The organism is Pseudoxanthomonas sp. LARHCG66, from assembly GCF_052871755.1.
Window position 1 is genome coordinate 877,330 of record NZ_JBIXJW010000001.1, and the last position, 17,601, is coordinate 894,930.

The following is a 17,601-nucleotide window of genomic DNA, read 5'->3' on the forward strand; positions in this document are numbered from 1 at the left end:
TGCGTTGCCGGGCGAGGCATCCGCTGAGCGGACACGCCTGCACGCTCATTCGGGGCGGACATCCACGCGGATGCGGATGCGGTCGCCGGGATGATGGTCCGTGCGCGTCCGGTAGGTGCGGTTGGCGTACTCGTAGGTCACGTCGTAACCGTTGACGCGTCCGTCGCCGTAGTAATCGTCACCGTAGCGCCCGTCGCTCACCGGTACCGGATCGCAGACCCGTACCCGGCCGCGCTGCACCTGGCGATGGCGCTGGGCGCTGTCGTAGATAGAACGGCCCGCCATGCCACCGACCATCGAACCGACAGCGGTACCGACGTAGCGGCCACTGCCGTCCCCCACCTTGCTGCCGAGCACCGCGCCGGCAATGCCGCCGATCACCGTGGCCACGGTGCGGCCCGAGCCGTTGCCGCCGGCAGGGTAGCGACGGTCGTCGCCATAGCGGTCCTGTCCATAGACGTCACGGTAGTCACCGTTGTCGTATACATCGTCGCGACGGACATCGCGCGCATACACGTCGTCGGCGTCGCGGTAATAGCATCGCTCACCATCGCCGGTGCTTCGGTACCCACTGTCGATGACAGGATCCACCCGGACTACGCGGGCATAGTCGTAATAGGGCTGCTCGCCGTCACGGTCTTCGGTGCCGTAGTAGCGCGAGGATTGCGCGGACGCCATGCCCGTGGTCAGCAGGCCGATGGCCAGCACGGTGGCGGATAGACGCTTCATGTCGGGTACTCCCCACGCCGGGGTGGCGTGCCGGCATGCTCGGGCGCGACGGGTGAAACATGGCTGAACTCAGGCGGCGGGCGATGCACGGTTTAGCCATTCGACAGCTTGCGCGGCGATGCCGGCAGCCTCACGCCCGAGCAGCGGCCCGACGTGCGAATCCGAAAGCGTTTGCAATGTTTCCGCGCCCCAGGCATCGGCCATGGCGCGGGCTGTCTCCGGCGGTACGTCTTCGTCGTGTCGCGACACCACGCACAACGTCGGGCACGCGGGACGCGCCCGTGCGACACCGCCCTGCGCCGCGCGCAGGACCGCGCCGGATTCGTCGCGCCAATGCCGGAAGGCGAACAGCGCGGTGGCCTCATCCGTCCCGGGCAACGCCCTGCGCGTGCCGGCGAGCCGGGCATCGCGCCGCCACGGCACCACGTGGGGCCAGTCGCGCGCGGGCAATCCGGCGTGCCACGGCGCAGGCGGCAACGGATTGACCAGTAATAGGGCATCCGCGTCCGCTGCAGCGCCCAGGGCCAGCAGGCCGCCGAGGCTCGCCCCGACCAGCGCGCGTGGCCGAGGCAGGCCTGCGAGCGCGGCGCAGACCTGGACCTGGTAGTCCTCCAGGCGCGTCGCGGCCAGTCCGCCGCGCACTGGCTCAAGGTCGGGCGCCTCCACGCGGAGGCGCGCCGCCTCGAACACGCCACGCCATACGTTCCATTCCCAGCCACCGCCGCCGGCGCCATGCACCAGCAGCGCAGCCCGCACGGCCGTCAAAGCAGCGTGGCCTCCAGCGACACCGGCACCGACAGTGCGCGGGAGATCACGCAGCCCGCCTTCGCCTGCTGGGCGATCTCCTCGAACTGCGCCGCGCTGATCCCCGGCACGCTGGCCGATACGGTCAGCTTGATGCCGGTGACGGTCGGGCCCGGATCCATGCCAGGCTCCATCGTCGCCTCGGCACGGGTCTGGATCTTGTCGGGCGTGAAGCCCGCCTTCCCCAGCACCGCCGACAGCGCCATGCTGAAGCAGCCCGCATGCGCCACCGCCAGCAGCTCCTCCGGGTTGGTGCCCTTCTCGTCGCCGAAGCGCGTCTTGAAGGAGTAGTTCTGCGCCTCGAACAAGCCGCTCTGCGGCGTGCTCAGGCTGCCTTTGCCGGACTGCAGGTCACCGTTCCACACCGCATCCGCATAACGCTTCAAAGCCATGGTCGTGCTCCTCGGGTAAGGGACGCGCAGCGTACACCCGCTGATGTTCACGCCGCGTTCCGCAGTGCGACTTGACCCCTCCGGCAGCCGCACCGATGCTGACCGCCCGCCATGACCGCCCGCCGAGCGACACCGCTCACGGGATGCGCTCAGCCCGGACAGCCATGACGGCCCTTCGACCCCAACCCTCGGGAGGAACGGCCTCATGTCGTACAGCACACAACAGATCCGCAACGTGGCCCTGGCGGGCCACCCCGGCGCCGGCAAAACAACCTTGTTCGAAGCCCTGCTGCATGCCGGCGGCGCCCTCCAGGTGGCAGGCACCATCGAGCGCGGCACCACCGTGTCCGACCATGACCCGATCGAAAAGGCGCGCGGGCATTCCATCGACACCGCCATCGCCAGCACCGATCACGGCGGCATGCACGTCAACCTGATCGACACACCCGGCTACCCGGAATTCCGCGGGCCCGCCCTGTCGGCATTCTCCGCCGTGGAAACCGTGCTGATCGTGGTGGATGCCGATACCGGCATCGCGCACGGCACGCGCCGGTTGATGGAGCGCGCACGCGAACGCAACCTCTGCCGCGCCATCGTCATCAACAAGATCGACCACGAAGGCGCCGACTGCGCCGGCGTGCTGGCGGCGTTGCGCGAGGAATTCGGCCCCGAACTGCTGCCGCTCAACCTACCGGCGGATAGAGGCAAGGCGGTGATCGACTGCTATGGCCAGGCCCAGGGCGACTCCGATCTCGGTCCCGTCGTCGACTGGCACCAGAAGATCATCGATCAGGTCGTGGAGATCAACGAGACGGTGATGGAGCACTACCTGGACCTGGGCGAAGGCGGACTGTCGGGCGAGGAGCTGCACGACGCCTTCGAGCAGTGCCTGCGCGAAGGACATCTGGTGCCGGTGTGCTTCGCCTCCGCGCGCACCAGCGTGGGCGTGAAGGAACTGCTGGACGTGGCCGAGCGCCTGTTTCCGAATCCCGCCGAAGCCAACCCGCCCCCGTTCGTGAAGCTCAACGGCAGCGGCCCGCACCCCATCGAGGCCGTGCCCGATGCGCGTGCGCATGTCATCGCCGATGTCTTCAAGATCGTCAACGACCCCTTCGTCGGCAAGCTGGGAGTCTTCCGCGTCTACCAGGGCACGTTGAAGAAGGACACCCAGTTGTTCGTCGACGACGGCAAGAAGCCGTTCAAGGTCGGGCACCTGTTCAAGCTGAAGGGCAAGGACCACGTGGAAGTCGACCAGGCCATTCCCGGCGACATCGCCGCAGTGGCGAAAGTGGACGATCTGCACTTCGACGCCGTCCTGCACGACAGCCACGACGAAGACCACATCCACCTGGCGCCGATCGATTTCCCCAAGCCGATGTTCGGCCTGGCCATCGAGGCCGCCAGCAAGGGCCAGGAGCAGAAGCTGTCGGTGGCGCTGCAGAAACTGGCCGAGGAAGATCCTGCATTCGTGGTCGAACACCAGCCGGAGTTGAACGAGACCGTCATCCGCGGCCTGTCCGACCTGCACCTGCGGGTGATGCTGGAACGCCTGAAGGAACGCCACGGCGTGGAAGTGAAGACGCGCCCACCCCGCATCGCCTACCGCGAGACGGTCAGCGCGAAAGCGGAAGGCCACCATCGCCACAAGAAGCAGACCGGCGGCGCCGGGCAGTTCGGCGAAGTCTTCCTGCGCATCGAACCCTTGCCGCGCGGCGGCGGCTTCGAGTTCGTCGACGAGGTCAAGGGCGGCACCATTCCCGGACAGTTCCTGCCGGCCGTGGAGAAAGGCGTGCGCCAGGTGCTGGGCAGCGGCGCGCTGGCCGGCTATCCGCTGCAGGACATCCGGGTGATCGTCCACGACGGCAAGCACCACGCGGTGGACAGCAAGGAAGTCGCCTTCGTGGCCGCCGGCAAGAAAGCCTTCCTCGACGCCATCGCCAAGGCGCGGCCACAGGTCCTCGAACCGGTCGTCGATCTGGAAGTCGCCGTGCCGGAAGCACAGGTGGGCGACATCACCGGCGGCCTGGCGGGCAAGCGGGCACGCATCAATGGAACGGATGCGCTGCGCGGCGAGATCGTGGTGAAGGCGCAGGTGCCGCTGGCGGAACTGGAGGGGTACGCGGCCGAACTCAAGTCGATGACCGCAGGCCAGGGCCGATACAGCCTGGATTTCAGCCACTACGAGCCCGTGCCGCCCAACGTGCAGCAGAAGCTGGTGGAGGCGTACCGGCCGAGGCACGAGGAAGAGTGAGTGTGCATTGTGGTGCGGCATCCGGTCGCGGCGGGGCGCGATGGATGCCGCTTCCGGTGCGCACAGGCCGTCCGGTTTGCTCGTCATATCCGGCCATTTCCGACGCGCGGCGAGCGCCAGACCAAAGAAAATCGAAAAAAACCGAAGAAAAAGGCGTTTTGGGGCCTTCCTGCCCTTGGCGGCGCGAATTCTTTGCCCTACATTTCGCTTGCCGATGCGATCGGCCCGATTACCCAACCACTCGACAGTAGAGACAGGACACATGGCAAAGAGCACCAAGAAGGCCGCGCCGAAGAAGGCCGCCAAGAAAGCTGCACCGAAGGCCGCCGCCAAGCCGGCCGCGCCGAAGCCGATCAAGGAAGCGCTGAGCAAGTCGGGCCTCGTCGCCCACATCGCCGAAGCGACCGCCATCGCCGCCAAGGACGTCCGCGCCGTGCTGGCCTCGCTGGAAAGCGCCGTGCACGCTTCCGTCAACAAGAAGGGCGCCGGCTCCTTCACCCTGCCGGGCCTGCTGAAGATCAGCGCCGTCAACGTGCCGGCCAAGCCGAAGCGCAAGGGCATCAACCCGTTCACCAAGGAAGAGCAGTGGTTTGCTGCCAAGCCCGCCTCGGTGAAGGTCAAGGTCCGTCCGCTGAAGAAGCTGAAGGACGCCGCAGCCTGATCGCTGCGCACCTCGCGTCACCCGAACGGGACGGCCATGCCGTCCCGTTTTCTTTTGCGGCACATCATCCAGCGCGCGACCACGGCGCGGCGTGCCATGGGTCACCCTTGTGATCGTCCGGCGCCGCCCGCAACTCAGTTGCTGTCCTTCCTCCAACCGGGTACGCAACGCATGAAGATCCAGGGCTTCCTCGACCATCTGCTGAAATCCTCCCACGGCGGCAGTCTGCTCAACGCCGACTTCGGCAAGGGTGCGGTCACCGGCGGCGCGCTGGGCCTGTTGCTGGGCAAGAACAAGACCACGCGCAAGCTGGCCACCTATGGCGGCCTGACGGCGATCGGCGTGATGGCGTATCGCGCCTACGGCGACTACAAGCAACAACAGGGTGGATTCGCCGCCGGTGCCGGTCCGCAGACCGTGGATCGCCTGCCGCCGCCGCAGGCCGAACTGCACAGCCAGGCCATCCTGAAGGCGCTGGTGGCTGCAGCAAAGGCGGATGGCCACATCGATGCGCGCGAACGCCAGGTGATCGAGGGCGAGTTCGCCCGCATCAACAGCGATGGCGAACTGCAGCAGTGGCTGCATGCGGAACTGGAGAAGCCACTGGACCCGGCCGAGGTGGCGCGTTCGGCCAGCACGCCGGAAATCGCCTCCGAAATGTATCTCGCCAGCCTGATGGTCGCCGACGAGCAGAGTTTCATGGAACGCGCCTACCTGGATGAGCTGGCGAAACAACTGAAGCTCGACCCTCCACTGAAGGCCCAGCTCGAACGCCAGCTCTCGCAGCCGCAGCCGCCCCCGCTGCCCTGACCGGCGCCATGCGACCCGCCGCGCGCCGTTTGCGACGCATCGCATGGTCGCTGTTGTGGCTGGTGGCGCTCGCCGCGTTGCTCGCCTGGGCGTGGGGCCGGCCGTTCATGGCATCGGCGCGCATGCTGTGGGACATCTCGCGTGCAACATCGCCGAGCGAACTCCCGGTTCCCGTGCAGGGCGTGCGTGCACGGCAGATCGCGGACACGTTCGGCGCCCCGCGCGGCAGTGATCGCACCCATCAGGGCGTGGACATCTTCGCAGCGCGTGGTACGCCCATCATCAGCGCCACGCGTGGCCTGGTAGTGTCGGTGCGCGACGGCGGACTCGGCGGAAAGCAGGTCTGGGTGCTCGGCCCCGGCCGCGAACGCCACTACTACGCCCACCTGGACGCCTGGGCCGACGACCTGTCCACCGGCCAAGTGATCCAGCCCGGCGATGTACTGGGTTACGTCGGTACGACCGGCAACGCGCAGGGCACACCGCCGCACCTGCACTACGGCATCTATGGCGAGCAGGGCGCCTACGATCCGCTGCCGCTGTTCAAGGCTGCTGCGGACACGCGCCCGCGTTGACTGAACGACGCCGTCCGGCAGAACAGTCCATCGCGACGGCGCCCCTCGTTCCACCGCGGCCACGGGCCTATCTTGGGTCTGGTCCCCATCGCGCGTCCCGCGCCTGCCGCCATGCCCAACAACACCCACCGCTACCGCATCACCGTCACGCCCATCGAAGACGATGGCCTGCAATGCAACGGCCGTTGCACCATCGAGTTCGAACATGCCTGTCATGACGACTGGATGCGCATCCTCGAGAAACTCCAGCGCCAGCGCGGCCTCAGCGGCGACGAGCGCGCCGCGCTGGTGGTCGGCACCAAGCTGCTGAGCGGCCTGATGCTGGACCACCGCAAGGACACGGACGACCTGTTCGCGCCACTGCGCCCGCACATGGGCGAGTTCATCGCATCGCTCAAGGAGCGCGGCCGGGATGCGGGCTGACATGCCGCCCATCCCACGCTAGCCTGCGGCGATGAAAGCACGCCACGCCGATGACGCCCTGGTACTCGAGGATATCCCCAACATCGGGCCCTCCATTGCCGGGGACCTGCGCGGCATCGGTATCACCCTGCCGCAGGAGCTTGCCCACCAGGACCCGTACGCGCTCTACCGGCGTGTGAACGAAACCACCGGGCAGCGCCACGATCCGTGCCTGTGCGACTGCTTCATCGCTGCCGTGCACTTCATGCAGGGAAGCGCGCCGCTGCCGTGGTGGCACTACACCCCGGAACGCAAGCGCCAGTTCATGCGGGACCCGGCGCTGGCCGGTTAGGCGTCGGACAGGCGGCCCCGGCTAAGGTGCGCCGACACGTCACGGAGCTTTCCATGCGTACACGCCGACGCTTCCTGGTCGCGACCCTCGCCGCGACCGCCACGCTCGCCGTTGCCGGCTGCGAGACCCTCAACACGGTCACCGGCCTGCTGGGCAACCAGATCAACTTCACCCAGCCGCAGCTGCAGCGCTACCTCAACCACAGCTTCCCGCGCGAATTCGACAAGCTGGGCGGGCTGGTATCGGCCACGCTCACCAATCCACGCCTCAGCATTCCGTCGGGCGACGATCGCCTGCGCCTGGATTTCGACATCGGGGTGAGCGCGCTGGGCGCACGCGATGTCAGCCGCGGCCATTTCGCACTGGCCAGCCGCCTGCGCTACGACCCCGCCACCCAGGGCCTGCATCTGGACAACCCCGAGATCCTGTCCGTCGACGTGCCCGGTTCCGGCTCACTGATGTCCGGTGGCACGCGCCAGTTGGTCAACACCGTGCTGGCCGAATACGCCCGCTCCGAACCGGTCTACCGGATCGACAGCGACACCTTGCGGCGCCTGCCGGCCAGCAAGCGGATCGGCAGCACGTTGATCGAAGACGGCCGCGTGGTCATCCACCTGCAATAAGGGATTCCGATGAAGAACCTGCTCTCGCGCGTCGCACTGCTCGCCCTGCTGCTGCCCCTGTCCGCCATCGCCATGGCCGATACCGGCAACGTGCTGCGCTTCAACGCCGCCCAGCTGCAAACGGCGGCGCGCGCCGGTTTCCCGATGGAACAGTCGCTGCTGGAGGGCTTCGCATCGCTCACCCTCAGCGATCCCGATGTCAGCATTCCCTCGCCCGGTGAGCGCTTGACGCTGCAGATGGACTACGACATCGCGCTGGCCACGGGCGAGCGCCTGGAGAATGGCAACGTGGTGGTCAGCAGCGGACTGCGCTACGACCCCGGCACCCGCGGCCTGCACCTTGTGGATCCGCGGATCGAACACCTGGGCACCGGCGCCGCCGGTCGCGGCCTGCCCGGCGGATCGCGCGAGGTCCTGCAGGAGCTGATCGGCGAGTACGCCCGCACCCGGCCGCTCTACACGCTCACCGAAGAGGATCTGGCGCAGGCCCCCGGTCCGTTGGGCGCGGACTCGCTGCGGATCAACGACGGCCACGTGGAGTTGCGGCTGGCACCGTCCGCGACGCCGTGAGCCCGGCCTGACGGAGGTGCGTGGGCAGGATCCGGAGACGCGCCTGCAAGCCCTGGAGGCTTGCGCGCCAACCGAAGACGACGCCCTCAGATCTCGAAGCGGTAACTCAGCTTCACCACCAGCTGCTCGTCGTCACGCAGGCGGAAGCTGTCCTGCAGCAGGTCCTCCACCCCTTCGGTGCCGGTGCGCTGCTCGTAGCCACCGCGAGCATAGACCACGTACAGGTACGACAGCGGCGCCAGCTCGTAGCGGTAGCGCACCTGGAACCCCAGGTTGCGCACGCTGAAATCCTCCACCGTGTCGGTCGCCGCCAGCGCGTAGCCCTGCGGATCGAAACGCCAGGCATCCCGCACGCGCGCGTCCAGCGCGATGGCCTGCATCTTCACCCGCAGTTCGTGGCGGTCATCGACCACCCAGTCCAGGCCGGCACTGAGGTCGAACTGCCGTCGCTTGAAGCCGCCCACCAGATCCTCGCGTTGCCACACCAGCCAATCGGGGGTGTACAGCGCATAGCCGCCGGCGTAGATGCTGAAGGCATCACTGATGAAGTAGGTGGCGGTGTACCCGGCACCCGCACCCAGCTTGCGGTTGCCCGCCAGGCCGCCGGTGAAGGTTTCCAGCTCCGTCTCGTGCGCCCAGTCGCCCTTTCGCGGCCGCTCGAACTCGAAGTACGTATTGAAGTTCGCCGGCAGCCGCACCACCCCGTTGCCACGCAGCAGCAGGTCGCTCAGGCCCGCGCTGTTGACGTTGACTTGGGCGTATTCGTAACTGCCGTTGCGCAGCTGGCCCTCGCGGCTCATCCGGAACTGGTCGTTGAGCTTGTCGCCGTGGTTGTTGTGGCTGCTGCTCACCCGCCAGCGCCAGTCCTTGGAGGAATAGCGCGAGGCATCGGGCAACCCGGTGAACCGCCTGCGGACTTCCCAGTGCAGGTAGTTGGTGCTGTTGCGCGAGAGATAGCCGAAGTCGTTGATCTGCAGGTCGTTGCCGAAGTGCATGGCGATCCACTGCTGGCGCCAGCCGTCGTCCATTTCGTAGTCGGCCCACACCGTCGCACCGAGGTCCTGCACACGATCCCCGGCCTGGTCGATGCGGCTGCCCAGCAGGCGACTGCGGATGTTCCAGCGCGCTGTCGGCCGCCAGTTGTGGTCCACGCCCAGCACGGTGGCCTCACGGTCGGTGGCGTCCTGCTCCACGCGCGTCAGCATCGCGCCGAGATTCTGCTTTTCGAAATCGCGCACCACGCGCAGCGCGTGGAAGCTCCTTCCGTACTGGCCATCCTCGTAGGCCGAGAACAGGCCGTAGTTCGCCTTGCCCAGGCTGCCGTTCAACTTCAGCGCCGCTGTGATGTCGCCCGTGCTGCCCACGCGACGCGTATACAGCTGCTGGCTGTCGTCCGACGGCGTGGTCAGCTCGAAAATGCCCTGGTTCTCGGTGAAGAACGGCCGCTTGTCGCTGATGAAGGTCTCGGTGGCGCTGAAATTCACCACCAGGTCGTCCGCCTCCACCTGACCGAAGTCCGGGTTCACCGTGGCGGTGAGCTGGAAGCGGCCGTTGGGCTTCCAGAACACGTCCGCACCACCGTTGAAGTCGCTGCGCCGGCCTACGTTGTCGTACAGGCCCGACACATACGGCGTCAACGCCAGCAGCGACTGGTCGTAACGCGGCACGGTGACGGACGCGAAATCGGACATGAAGCGCGGGCGCTCGAAGCTGGCGCTCGGCCAGGCCATGCGCTCGCCGGTCACGCCGATCACACGCGCCAGGAACACTTTCAGCGTGCGCTGTCCGTCGGTGCCATCGCGCATCGGCGCGGTATGCCACGGGATCAGCAGTTCGACGCTCCAGCCCTGTTCGTCTTCGCCCACGGCATGCCGCCACTGGCCGTCCCAGTCGCTGTTGAACTGGTTTTCGTTGGTGATGACCTCGTCGGCAATGCCCCCGGTGGAGCTGACGGTGAATGCATAGCCGGTGCGCCCATCCCCGTCGAAATCGATGAACGCGTTGACGCGGTCGACCTGTTCGTCGAAATCGCGCTGCACCCTCTGCCGCGTGCGTGGCACGCCGGCAGGGTGCGTGTTGCGGAACGCGATGGCCAGGCCGTCCGGCGTGGCCAGTATCCAGGCCTCGGTGGGCAACGAACCCGGCTCGCCGGTCAGCGGCTGGGTCTTGCGAAAGTCGGTGACGTGGCGGGCACCCTGCCATTCGGCAGGATCGACGCGGCCGTCGATCTCGACGGCATGGACGGCGGCGCAGGGCAGGGCCAGGGCAAGCAGGCCGATCAGTCGTGGCAGGGTCATGGAGGCTGGGTGGTGGTCCGGTGCGCGCACGTTAGCGGCGGGACACGCGCGCGACACCTGCCTTCGGTCATTTCAACCGTTCGGCCTTCCGCGGCATCCGTGCCTGATGGGGATCAGCGACCCTTCTTGGGTTGCAGCATCGTGCCCGTGCACTTCTTGCTGCCGCAGCGGCAGGCCCAGATCTTCTTCAGGCGCGCGGTGTGCGGTTCGGACAGGGTGATGCCGTAGTTGTAGGTCAGTTCCTCGCCGGGCTTGATCGCGCGGATCGCCTCGATGAAGACCTTGTCCTTCTTGCGGTTCTTGCCGTCGTGCTCTTCGATCACGGCTTCGCAGTTGGGGTCGCAGCTGTGGTTGATCCAGCGCGCCTTGTTGCCCTTGTGGTTCGCGTCGATGACGTAATCATCGTTGAGCGTGAACAGGAACGTATGGCCCGAATCCGCGTCGCCGGTGTCGTCGGCGTCCACTTCGTCATGCGTGCGGCGCTTGCCCTTGTATTCCACCACGCGCTCGCCCTTCTCGATCGGGGCGATGGCGAACACGCCGTTGCCATGGATGTCGGATTGGCGGGCTTCGATCTTGCGGGGCATGCGGTGTCCAGGGAGGCAGTGGAGTGCGGAGGGGGGATTCTCGCCCAATGCCGCCGCGTTTCCCACCTTCCATGCCGCTGAACGGCATCGCGCGACACATGGCCGGTCCCCACAGGGCGGTGCGTTCCTTGCCCGGTTCCCTTCGATTTGTCCTCGCCATGCGCCCTGTCCGTGCCCTGCTGATGCCCGTCTCGCTGTTGTTCCTGGCCGCGTGCCAACCCGCCGGGCCACGCGCCGTCGCGAGCCTGCCGCCGGCGTCCGCCTCAGCGACGGGAGGCGATCTGCTCGCGCGCGGCGAATACCTGGTCCGCATCGCCGGCTGCAACGATTGCCACACCCCGGGCTATGCCGAATCGGGCGGCAAGGTCGACAAGGCGGGATGGCTGGTGGGCTCGCCGATGGGTTTCCACGGCCCCTGGGGCACAACCTACGCCAGCAACCTGCGCCTGCGCATGCAGCAGCTGAGCGAGGCGCAATGGCTGGAATACAGCGCCAACCTGCGTACCCGCCCGATCATGCCGGACTTCGCCGTGCGCGACATGAGTGAAGAGGACCGCCGCGCGATCTACCGTTTCGTGCACGCCCTCGGCGCTGCAGGACAGCCGGCGCCGGAGGCGTTGCCGCCAGGCAGGACGCCACCGCCGCCCTACTTCGGCATGGTGCTGCCGGCACCGCCCTCACCGCCCGCCGCCGTCCAGTGAACGGTGCTGGCGGGCTCCACTATGAAAACCTGCACCATGGACACATTCACCAGGGAAACACGCGGCCACTGACCATCCAGAACAGACCGAAGGCCAATCCGAACAGCGTCCAGAACAGCTGGCCCAGCCCGCGGAACAGCTTCACCGCCAGATAGACGCCGCCGATGGCCAGCAGCACGCGCCAGACGAAGCCCTGGTCCAGGCCGCGGGCGGACGGGGCGGAACCGGAAGAGGCGTGGGTGGTGGTCATGGTGGCGATCCTGGGAATGGGCGTCCGGGAGTGGACGGGACCCATCTTCCCGATCGCCCCGGCGCCGCATCAGTCGCAGGCGTCAGCCATCGCGGGTGACATTCGTCAGCCGCCGGGCCTTGCCTGAACGGGGAAAACACCCGGGTTTGAGCCGGACGGCATGAAAGCGTACAATTTCGGTACGTTTTCCGAGTTCCTCCCCCATGCTCCGCGTCACCAAGCTGACCGACTACGCCACCGTGGTCCTGACCGTGCTCGCCGCCCGGCCGGGCGAGGTCCTGAGTGCGTCCGACCTGGCCGAACATTCCGGCCTGGAATCCCCCACCGTGAGCAAGGTGCTCAAGCCGCTGGCGCAGGCCGGCCTGGTGGAAGGCCTGCGTGGCGTCCACGGCGGCTACCGCCTGAGCCGCGACGCGGCCGACATCAGCCTGGTGGAAATCGTCGAGGCCATGGAAGGTCCGTTGGCCATGACCGAATGCAGCCAGAGCGAAAGCCAGTGCGGCATCGCCCACCAGTGCGGCGCGCGCGCCAACTGGCGCCTGATCAACGACGTGGTGGCCGACGCGCTGCGCGGCTTCACCCTGGCCCAGATGATCACCCCTCCCCCCTCCTCTTCCGACGACACGCGCAGGCGCCCCATCGCCGTGCGGGTCGCGACCCGTTGAACCGCAGGCAGCCCGATGGCCACCGAGAACGCTGAAATCCTGGAACAGCTGGGACGTCGCTACGACGCCGGCTTCATCACCGACATCGAATCCGATTCGCTGCCGCCCGGCCTCGGCGAGGACGTGGTGCGCGCCCTCTCCGCGAAGAAGGAAGAACCCGAGTGGATGACCGAGTGGCGGCTGGCGGCCTACCGCCACTGGCTGACCATGCCGGTGCCGCACTGGGCCAAGCTGAAGATCGCGCCGATCGATTTCCAGGCCATCAGCTACTACTCCGCGCCGAAGGCCAAGTACGCCTCGCTGGATGAGGTGCCGCAGGAGCTGCTGGATACCTACGACAAGCTCGGCGTGCCGCTGCACGAGCGCGCCAAGCTGGCCGGCGTGGCGGTGGACGCGGTGTTCGACTCCGTGTCCGTCGGCACCACCTTCCGCAAGGAACTGGCCGAGAAGGGCGTGATCTTCTGCTCGATGAGCGAAGCCATCAAGGAACACCCGGCGCTGGTCAAACAGTACCTGGGCAGCGTGGTGCCGGTAGGCGACAACTACTTCGCCGCACTGAATTCGGCGGTGTTCTCCGATGGCAGCTTCGTGTTCATCCCCAAGGGCGTCCGCTGCCCGATGGAACTGAGCACCTACTTCCGCATCAATGCAGGCCATACCGGCCAGTTCGAGCGCACGCTGATCATCTGCGAGGACAAGGCCTACGTCTCGTACCTGGAAGGCTGCACCGCGCCGATGCGCGACGAGAACCAGCTGCACGCCGCGGTGGTCGAGCTGGTCGCGCTGGAAGATGCCGAGATCAAGTACAGCACCGTGCAGAACTGGTACCCGGGCGACGAGGAAGGCCGTGGCGGCATCTACAACTTCGTCACCAAGCGCGCCGAATGCCGGGGCGACCGCAGCAAGGTGACCTGGACGCAGGTGGAAACCGGTTCGGCGATCACCTGGAAGTACCCGTCCTGCGTGCTGCTGGGCGACGACTCGACCGGCGAATTCCACTCGGTCGCGCTCACCCACCATCGCCAGCAGGCCGATACCGGCACCAAGATGATCCACGTGGGCAAGCGCACCAAGAGCAAGATCGTCAGCAAGGGCATCAGCGCCGGCCGCGGCCAGAACACCTACCGTGGCCTGGTGAAGGTGGACCGCAACGCCGATGGCGCGCGCAACCACACCCAGTGCGACAGCCTGCTGATCGGCAAGAAGTGCGGCGCCCACACCTTCCCCTACATCGAGGTGAAGAACCCGACGGCGACGCTGGAACACGAGGCCACCACCTCCAAGATCAGCGACGACCAGATGTTCTACTGCCGCGCGCGTGGCATCAGCCAGGAGGACGCGGTGTCGATGATCGTCGACGGCTTCTGCAAGCAGGTCTTCCGGGAACTGCCGATGGAGTTCGCGGTGGAAGCGAAGAAGCTGCTGGAAGTGTCGCTGGAAGGCAGCGTGGGATAAGGCTTCTCCCTTCTCCCGCCGGGAGAAGGTGGCGCGAAGCGCCGGATGAGGGTGCGGCGGAGTCGGGAAGGTTCACCGCCAACGATTCCGCCAGACCCTCACCCCAACCCCTCTCCCGGTGGGAGAGGGGCTCAAGAAATCAAACTGGAAACGCACCATGTTGAAGATCGACAACCTCCACGCCAGCGTCGCCGGCAAGGAAATCCTGAAAGGCCTCTCGCTCGACGTGAAGCCGGGCCAGGTGCACGCCATCATGGGCCCCAATGGCGCGGGCAAGTCCACGCTGGGCAACATTCTTGCCGGCCGCGAAGGGTATGAGGTCACCGCCGGCACGGTGGAATTCGAAGGCAAGCCGCTGCTGGAACTGGAACCGGAAGAGCGCGCCGCCGCCGGCGTGTTCCTCGCCTTCCAGTACCCGGTGGAGATCCCCGGCGTCAACAACACCTATTTCCTGCGCGCTGCGCTCAATGCCCAGCGCAAGGCGCGTGGAGAGGCCGAACTGGATTCCATGCAGTTCCTCAAGCTGGTGCGCGAGAAACTGGCCGTGCTGCACCTGAAGGACGAACTGCTGCACCGGGGTGTCAACGAAGGCTTCAGCGGTGGCGAGAAGAAGCGCAACGAGATCTTCCAGCTGGCCGTGCTGGAACCGAAGCTGGCCATCCTGGACGAAACCGACAGCGGCCTGGACATCGACGCGCTGAAGAACGTCGCCGAGGGCGTCAATGCGTTGCGTTCGCCCGACCGCGCCTTCCTGGTCATCACTCACTACCAGCGCCTGCTCGACTACATCAAGCCGGACGTCGTGCATGTGCTCGCCAATGGGCGCATCGTCGAATCCGGGGGCCCGGAACTGGCACTGGAACTCGAAGAGCACGGTTACGCGTGGATCAAGGACCGCGTGGCACCGGAGAAGGTCGCCTGATGAGCGCGCTGCTGGATTCCCTGTCGGCCGGCTTCAACGGCGACGCGGCGCGCCGCGCCGTACTGGACGAAGCCCTGCGCGATGGCCTGCCCGGGCCGCGCGCGGAAGCGTGGAAGTACACGTCGTTGCGCCAGCTCGAGCGCCGCAGCTTCGCCAGCGTGGACGTCGCACCCACCGTGGACCCGATGCTGCTGGCCGACATCCCCGCACCGCGTGCGGTGTTCGTCAACGGCCGCTATTCCGTCGCGCTGTCGCTGACCGCCGACCTGCCCGACGGTGTCAGCCTGCAGCTGCTGTCCGAAGCCCTCGCCGAAGGCGGTGACGCCGCGCGTTTCCTGCAGCGCCGCTTCGAGCGCGGCGACGAAGTGTTCGCCCGCCTCAACGCCGCGCTGGCCACCGAAGGCGTTCTCCTGCGTGCCGAAGCGGATGCCAGCAGCGATCAGCCGTTGCACCTGGTCTTCATCGGTGCCGAGGATGGCGCTGAGCGCGCCTGGCATCTGCGCAACCTGATCGAGCTGCGTGCCGGCGCTGCCCTGACCGTGGTCGAGCACCATGTCGCCATCGGCGCGCACGCGCACCTCATCAACGCCCTGAGTCATGTGCACCTGGCGCAGGGAGCACGCCTCACCCATGCGCGCGTCGAAGCCGAGAGCGCGCGCGCCACCACGCTGCTGCGCACCGACGCGGTGCTGGCCCGTGACACCGAATACCGTCGCGTGGACCTGGAACTCGATGGCGGCCTGTCGCGCCATGAACTGAATGTCCGCCTCGAAGGCGATGGCGCGCGCCTGATCGCCAACGGGGTGCTGCTGGCGCACGGTCGCCGCCATGTGGACACGCGCCTGGGCATCGACCACATCGCCCGCGATACCGCCTGCGAGCTGACGTGGCGCGGCCTGGGTGCGGGCCGCGGCCGCGTGGTTTTCCACGGCGGCATCCTGATCCGCGAGGGTGCGGACGGCACCGACGCGGCGCTGTCGAACAAGAACCTGCTGCTCTCCGACAACGCGGAGATCGACACCCAGCCGGTGCTCGAGATCCATGCCGACGAAGTCAAGGCGGCGCACGGCGCCACCGTCGGCCAACTGGAAGCCAATGCACTCTTCTACCTGCGCTCCCGCGGCCTGTCTGCGCCGGAAGCGCAGCAACTGCTGACGGCCGCGTTCTGCCGCGAACCGCTGTCCGTCATCCAGGACGCGGGCCTTCGTGACCTGCTGGTGGCGCGCGTCGATGCGGCGCTGGCGACCTTGGGCGCGGCATGAACCGCGAGACCGTCCAGGCGCCTGCGGCGGAAACCGGCGTCGACTGGGATCAGGTCCGCGCCGATTTCCCCTTGCTGACGCGCCAGGTCAACGGCAAGCCGCTGGTCTACCTGGACAGCGCCAACACCGGCCAGAAGCCCGCCTTGGTCATCGAGACCGTCGACGCGTTCTACCGCCAGCACAACGCCAACGTCAGCCGCGCCGTGCACACGCTCGGCACCGAGGCGACCGAGGCCTATGAAGGCGCGCGCAAGAAACTTGCGCGCTTCCTCAACGTGCGCCCGGACGAACTGGTGCTGTGCAGCGGCACCACGTTCGCGATCAATCTGGTCGCGTACTCGTGGGCGTTGCCGCGCCTGAAGGCCGGCGACACGATCCTGGTCTCGCGCATGGAGCACCACGCCAACATCGTGCCCTGGCAGCTGGTTGCCCAGCGCACCGGGGCGACAGTGAAGGTCGCGGAGATCCGCGAAGACGGCACGCTGGACCTGGATGCCCTGCACGCCGCCATGACCGGCGACGTGAAGCTGCTGGCCATCGCCCACACCTCCAACGTGCTGGGCACGGTGAGTCCCGTCCGCGAGATCTGCCGCGAGGCCCGCAAGCGCGGCATCGTCACCGTCGTGGACGGCTCGCAGGCGGTTCCGCATCGAGCGGTGGACGTCGCGGCTATCGGTTGCGACTTCTATGCATTGACTGGTCACAAGATGTGCGGCCCCACCGGCACCGGGGCGCTGTGGGCACGCAAGGAACACCTGCAGGCCATGCCGCCCTTTATCGGTGGCGGCGAGATGATCAAGGAAGTCAGCTTCGACGGCACCGTCTTCAACGACGCGCCGCACAAGTTCGAAGCCGGTACGCCCAACATCGCCGGCTTCATCGGCCTGGGTGCGGCCGTGGACTACCTCGATGCATTGGGCATGGCGCATGTCGAAACACGCGAAGCGGACTTGCTGGCGCACGCCACCGAGGAGCTGGACAGGATGGACGGCCTGCGCATCTTCGGCCGCGCGCCGGACAAGGCGGCAGTGATCTCGTTCCTGATCGAAGGCGCGCACGCACACGACCTGGCCACGCTGCTGGACCTGGAGGGCGTCGCGGTCCGTTCCGGCCAGCACTGCGCCCATCCGCTGCTGCAGTTCTACGGGGTGGCGGCCACGCTGCGGGCATCGTTCGCGTTCTACAACACGCACGAGGAAGTGGAGCGCTTCATTGCCGCCCTGAAGAAGGCGCGTAGCCTGCTGGCGTAACGACTGCGTTCTGCGGGGGCGATGCCGGTCGCGACCGCGCATT

At 67.2% G+C, this 17,601-nt stretch carries 20 protein-coding genes; 14 read left to right on the forward strand and 6 right to left on the reverse strand.

Features of this window, described 5'->3' with window-relative positions; genetic code table 11:
* Window positions 1–45: 45 nt before the first annotated feature.
* The 3 genes from ACIPRS_RS04190 to ACIPRS_RS04200 all read right to left on the reverse strand — a co-directional run bounded on the left by ACIPRS_RS04190 (window position 46) and on the right by ACIPRS_RS04200 (window position 1,925).
* A complete protein-coding gene (locus ACIPRS_RS04190; protein ID WP_446537609.1) occupies window positions 46–729 on the reverse strand; it encodes a glycine zipper 2TM domain-containing protein in 684 nt (227 codons plus the stop codon).
* A 69-nt stretch (window positions 730–798) separates the two neighbouring features.
* A complete protein-coding gene (locus tag ACIPRS_RS04195; RefSeq protein WP_446538004.1) occupies window positions 799–1,485 on the reverse strand; it encodes an alpha/beta fold hydrolase in 687 nt (228 codons plus the stop codon).
* A 5-nt stretch (window positions 1,486–1,490) separates the two neighbouring features.
* Window positions 1,491–1,925 (reverse strand): OsmC family protein, encoded by a 435-nt coding sequence (locus ACIPRS_RS04200; RefSeq protein WP_185741982.1) that lies wholly within the window; start codon window positions 1,923–1,925, stop codon window positions 1,491–1,493.
* A 205-nt stretch (window positions 1,926–2,130) separates the two neighbouring features.
* Here ACIPRS_RS04200 and fusA point away from each other — a divergent pair, with 205 nt between their 5' ends.
* From fusA to ACIPRS_RS04240, 8 genes are all read left to right on the forward strand, one after another.
* Complete coding sequence (fusA, locus tag ACIPRS_RS04205) at window positions 2,131–4,176, forward strand: elongation factor G (protein ID WP_446537610.1); 2,046 nt, start codon at window positions 2,131–2,133, stop codon at window positions 4,174–4,176.
* 262 nt (window positions 4,177–4,438) lie between these two features.
* Window positions 4,439–4,837: an HU family DNA-binding protein gene (locus ACIPRS_RS04210; RefSeq protein ID WP_142123653.1), complete on the forward strand. Its 399-nt coding sequence runs from the start codon at window positions 4,439–4,441 to the stop codon at window positions 4,835–4,837.
* Window positions 4,838–5,008: 171 nt separating this feature from the next.
* Window positions 5,009–5,647, forward strand: a complete 639-nt coding sequence (locus ACIPRS_RS04215) for a tellurite resistance TerB family protein (RefSeq protein ID WP_446537611.1) — start codon at window positions 5,009–5,011, stop codon at window positions 5,645–5,647.
* A gap of 8 nt (window positions 5,648–5,655) precedes the next feature.
* On the forward strand, window positions 5,656–6,222 hold the full coding sequence (locus ACIPRS_RS04220) for a M23 family metallopeptidase (protein ID WP_446537612.1): 567 nt from the start codon (window positions 5,656–5,658) through the stop codon (window positions 6,220–6,222).
* 111 nt (window positions 6,223–6,333) lie between these two features.
* On the forward strand, window positions 6,334–6,645 hold the full coding sequence (locus tag ACIPRS_RS04225; protein ID WP_192200412.1) for a DUF3861 domain-containing protein: 312 nt from the start codon (window positions 6,334–6,336) through the stop codon (window positions 6,643–6,645).
* Window positions 6,646–6,676: 31 nt separating this feature from the next.
* Window positions 6,677–6,976, forward strand: a complete 300-nt coding sequence (locus ACIPRS_RS04230) for a helix-hairpin-helix domain-containing protein (protein ID WP_446537613.1) — start codon at window positions 6,677–6,679, stop codon at window positions 6,974–6,976.
* Between the two features lie 53 nt (window positions 6,977–7,029).
* A complete protein-coding gene (locus ACIPRS_RS04235; RefSeq protein WP_446537614.1) occupies window positions 7,030–7,599 on the forward strand; it encodes a DUF1439 domain-containing protein in 570 nt (189 codons plus the stop codon).
* 9 nt (window positions 7,600–7,608) lie between these two features.
* The gene (locus ACIPRS_RS04240; RefSeq protein ID WP_446537615.1) at window positions 7,609–8,169 is read left to right on the forward strand and encodes a hypothetical protein; all 561 of its coding nucleotides are present in this window, start codon (window positions 7,609–7,611) and stop codon (window positions 8,167–8,169) included.
* 86 nt (window positions 8,170–8,255) lie between these two features.
* Here the strand turns inward: ACIPRS_RS04240 and ACIPRS_RS04245 are convergent, their stop codons facing one another.
* Entirely contained in the window at window positions 8,256–10,466 is a 2,211-nt protein-coding gene (locus tag ACIPRS_RS04245) for a DUF5916 domain-containing protein (protein ID WP_446537616.1), read from the reverse strand.
* A 113-nt stretch (window positions 10,467–10,579) separates the two neighbouring features.
* Entirely contained in the window at window positions 10,580–11,053 is a 474-nt protein-coding gene (locus tag ACIPRS_RS04250) for an SET domain-containing protein (protein WP_192200407.1), read from the reverse strand.
* 158 nt (window positions 11,054–11,211) lie between these two features.
* On the opposite strand from ACIPRS_RS04250, the gene ACIPRS_RS04255 reads away from it, so the two are divergent.
* The gene (locus ACIPRS_RS04255; RefSeq protein ID WP_446537617.1) at window positions 11,212–11,754 is read left to right on the forward strand and encodes a cytochrome C; all 543 of its coding nucleotides are present in this window, start codon (window positions 11,212–11,214) and stop codon (window positions 11,752–11,754) included.
* A gap of 46 nt (window positions 11,755–11,800) precedes the next feature.
* On the opposite strand, the gene ACIPRS_RS04260 is transcribed toward ACIPRS_RS04255, so the two are convergent.
* A complete protein-coding gene (locus tag ACIPRS_RS04260) occupies window positions 11,801–12,004 on the reverse strand; it encodes a hypothetical protein (protein ID WP_446537618.1) in 204 nt (67 codons plus the stop codon).
* 203 nt (window positions 12,005–12,207) lie between these two features.
* Between ACIPRS_RS04260 and ACIPRS_RS04265 the strand changes: the two genes are divergently transcribed.
* The 5 genes from ACIPRS_RS04265 to ACIPRS_RS04285 all read left to right on the forward strand — a co-directional run bounded on the left by ACIPRS_RS04265 (window position 12,208) and on the right by ACIPRS_RS04285 (window position 17,558).
* The gene (locus ACIPRS_RS04265) at window positions 12,208–12,669 is read left to right on the forward strand and encodes an SUF system Fe-S cluster assembly regulator (RefSeq protein ID WP_337730421.1); all 462 of its coding nucleotides are present in this window, start codon (window positions 12,208–12,210) and stop codon (window positions 12,667–12,669) included.
* 15 nt (window positions 12,670–12,684) lie between these two features.
* Window positions 12,685–14,124, forward strand: a complete 1,440-nt coding sequence (gene sufB, locus ACIPRS_RS04270) for a Fe-S cluster assembly protein SufB (protein ID WP_192200403.1) — start codon at window positions 12,685–12,687, stop codon at window positions 14,122–14,124.
* Between the two features lie 157 nt (window positions 14,125–14,281).
* Window positions 14,282–15,046, forward strand: coding sequence for a Fe-S cluster assembly ATPase SufC (gene sufC, locus ACIPRS_RS04275; protein ID WP_446537619.1), 765 nt, complete (start codon window positions 14,282–14,284; stop codon window positions 15,044–15,046).
* Complete coding sequence (gene sufD / locus ACIPRS_RS04280) at window positions 15,046–16,308, forward strand: Fe-S cluster assembly protein SufD (RefSeq protein WP_446537620.1); 1,263 nt, start codon at window positions 15,046–15,048, stop codon at window positions 16,306–16,308. Before sufC ends, sufD begins: the two co-directional genes overlap by 1 nt.
* The gene (locus ACIPRS_RS04285; RefSeq protein WP_446537621.1) at window positions 16,305–17,558 is read left to right on the forward strand and encodes a cysteine desulfurase; all 1,254 of its coding nucleotides are present in this window, start codon (window positions 16,305–16,307) and stop codon (window positions 17,556–17,558) included. The genes sufD and ACIPRS_RS04285 overlap by 4 nt, the downstream gene beginning before the upstream one ends.
* Window positions 17,559–17,601: the final 43 nt, after the last annotated feature.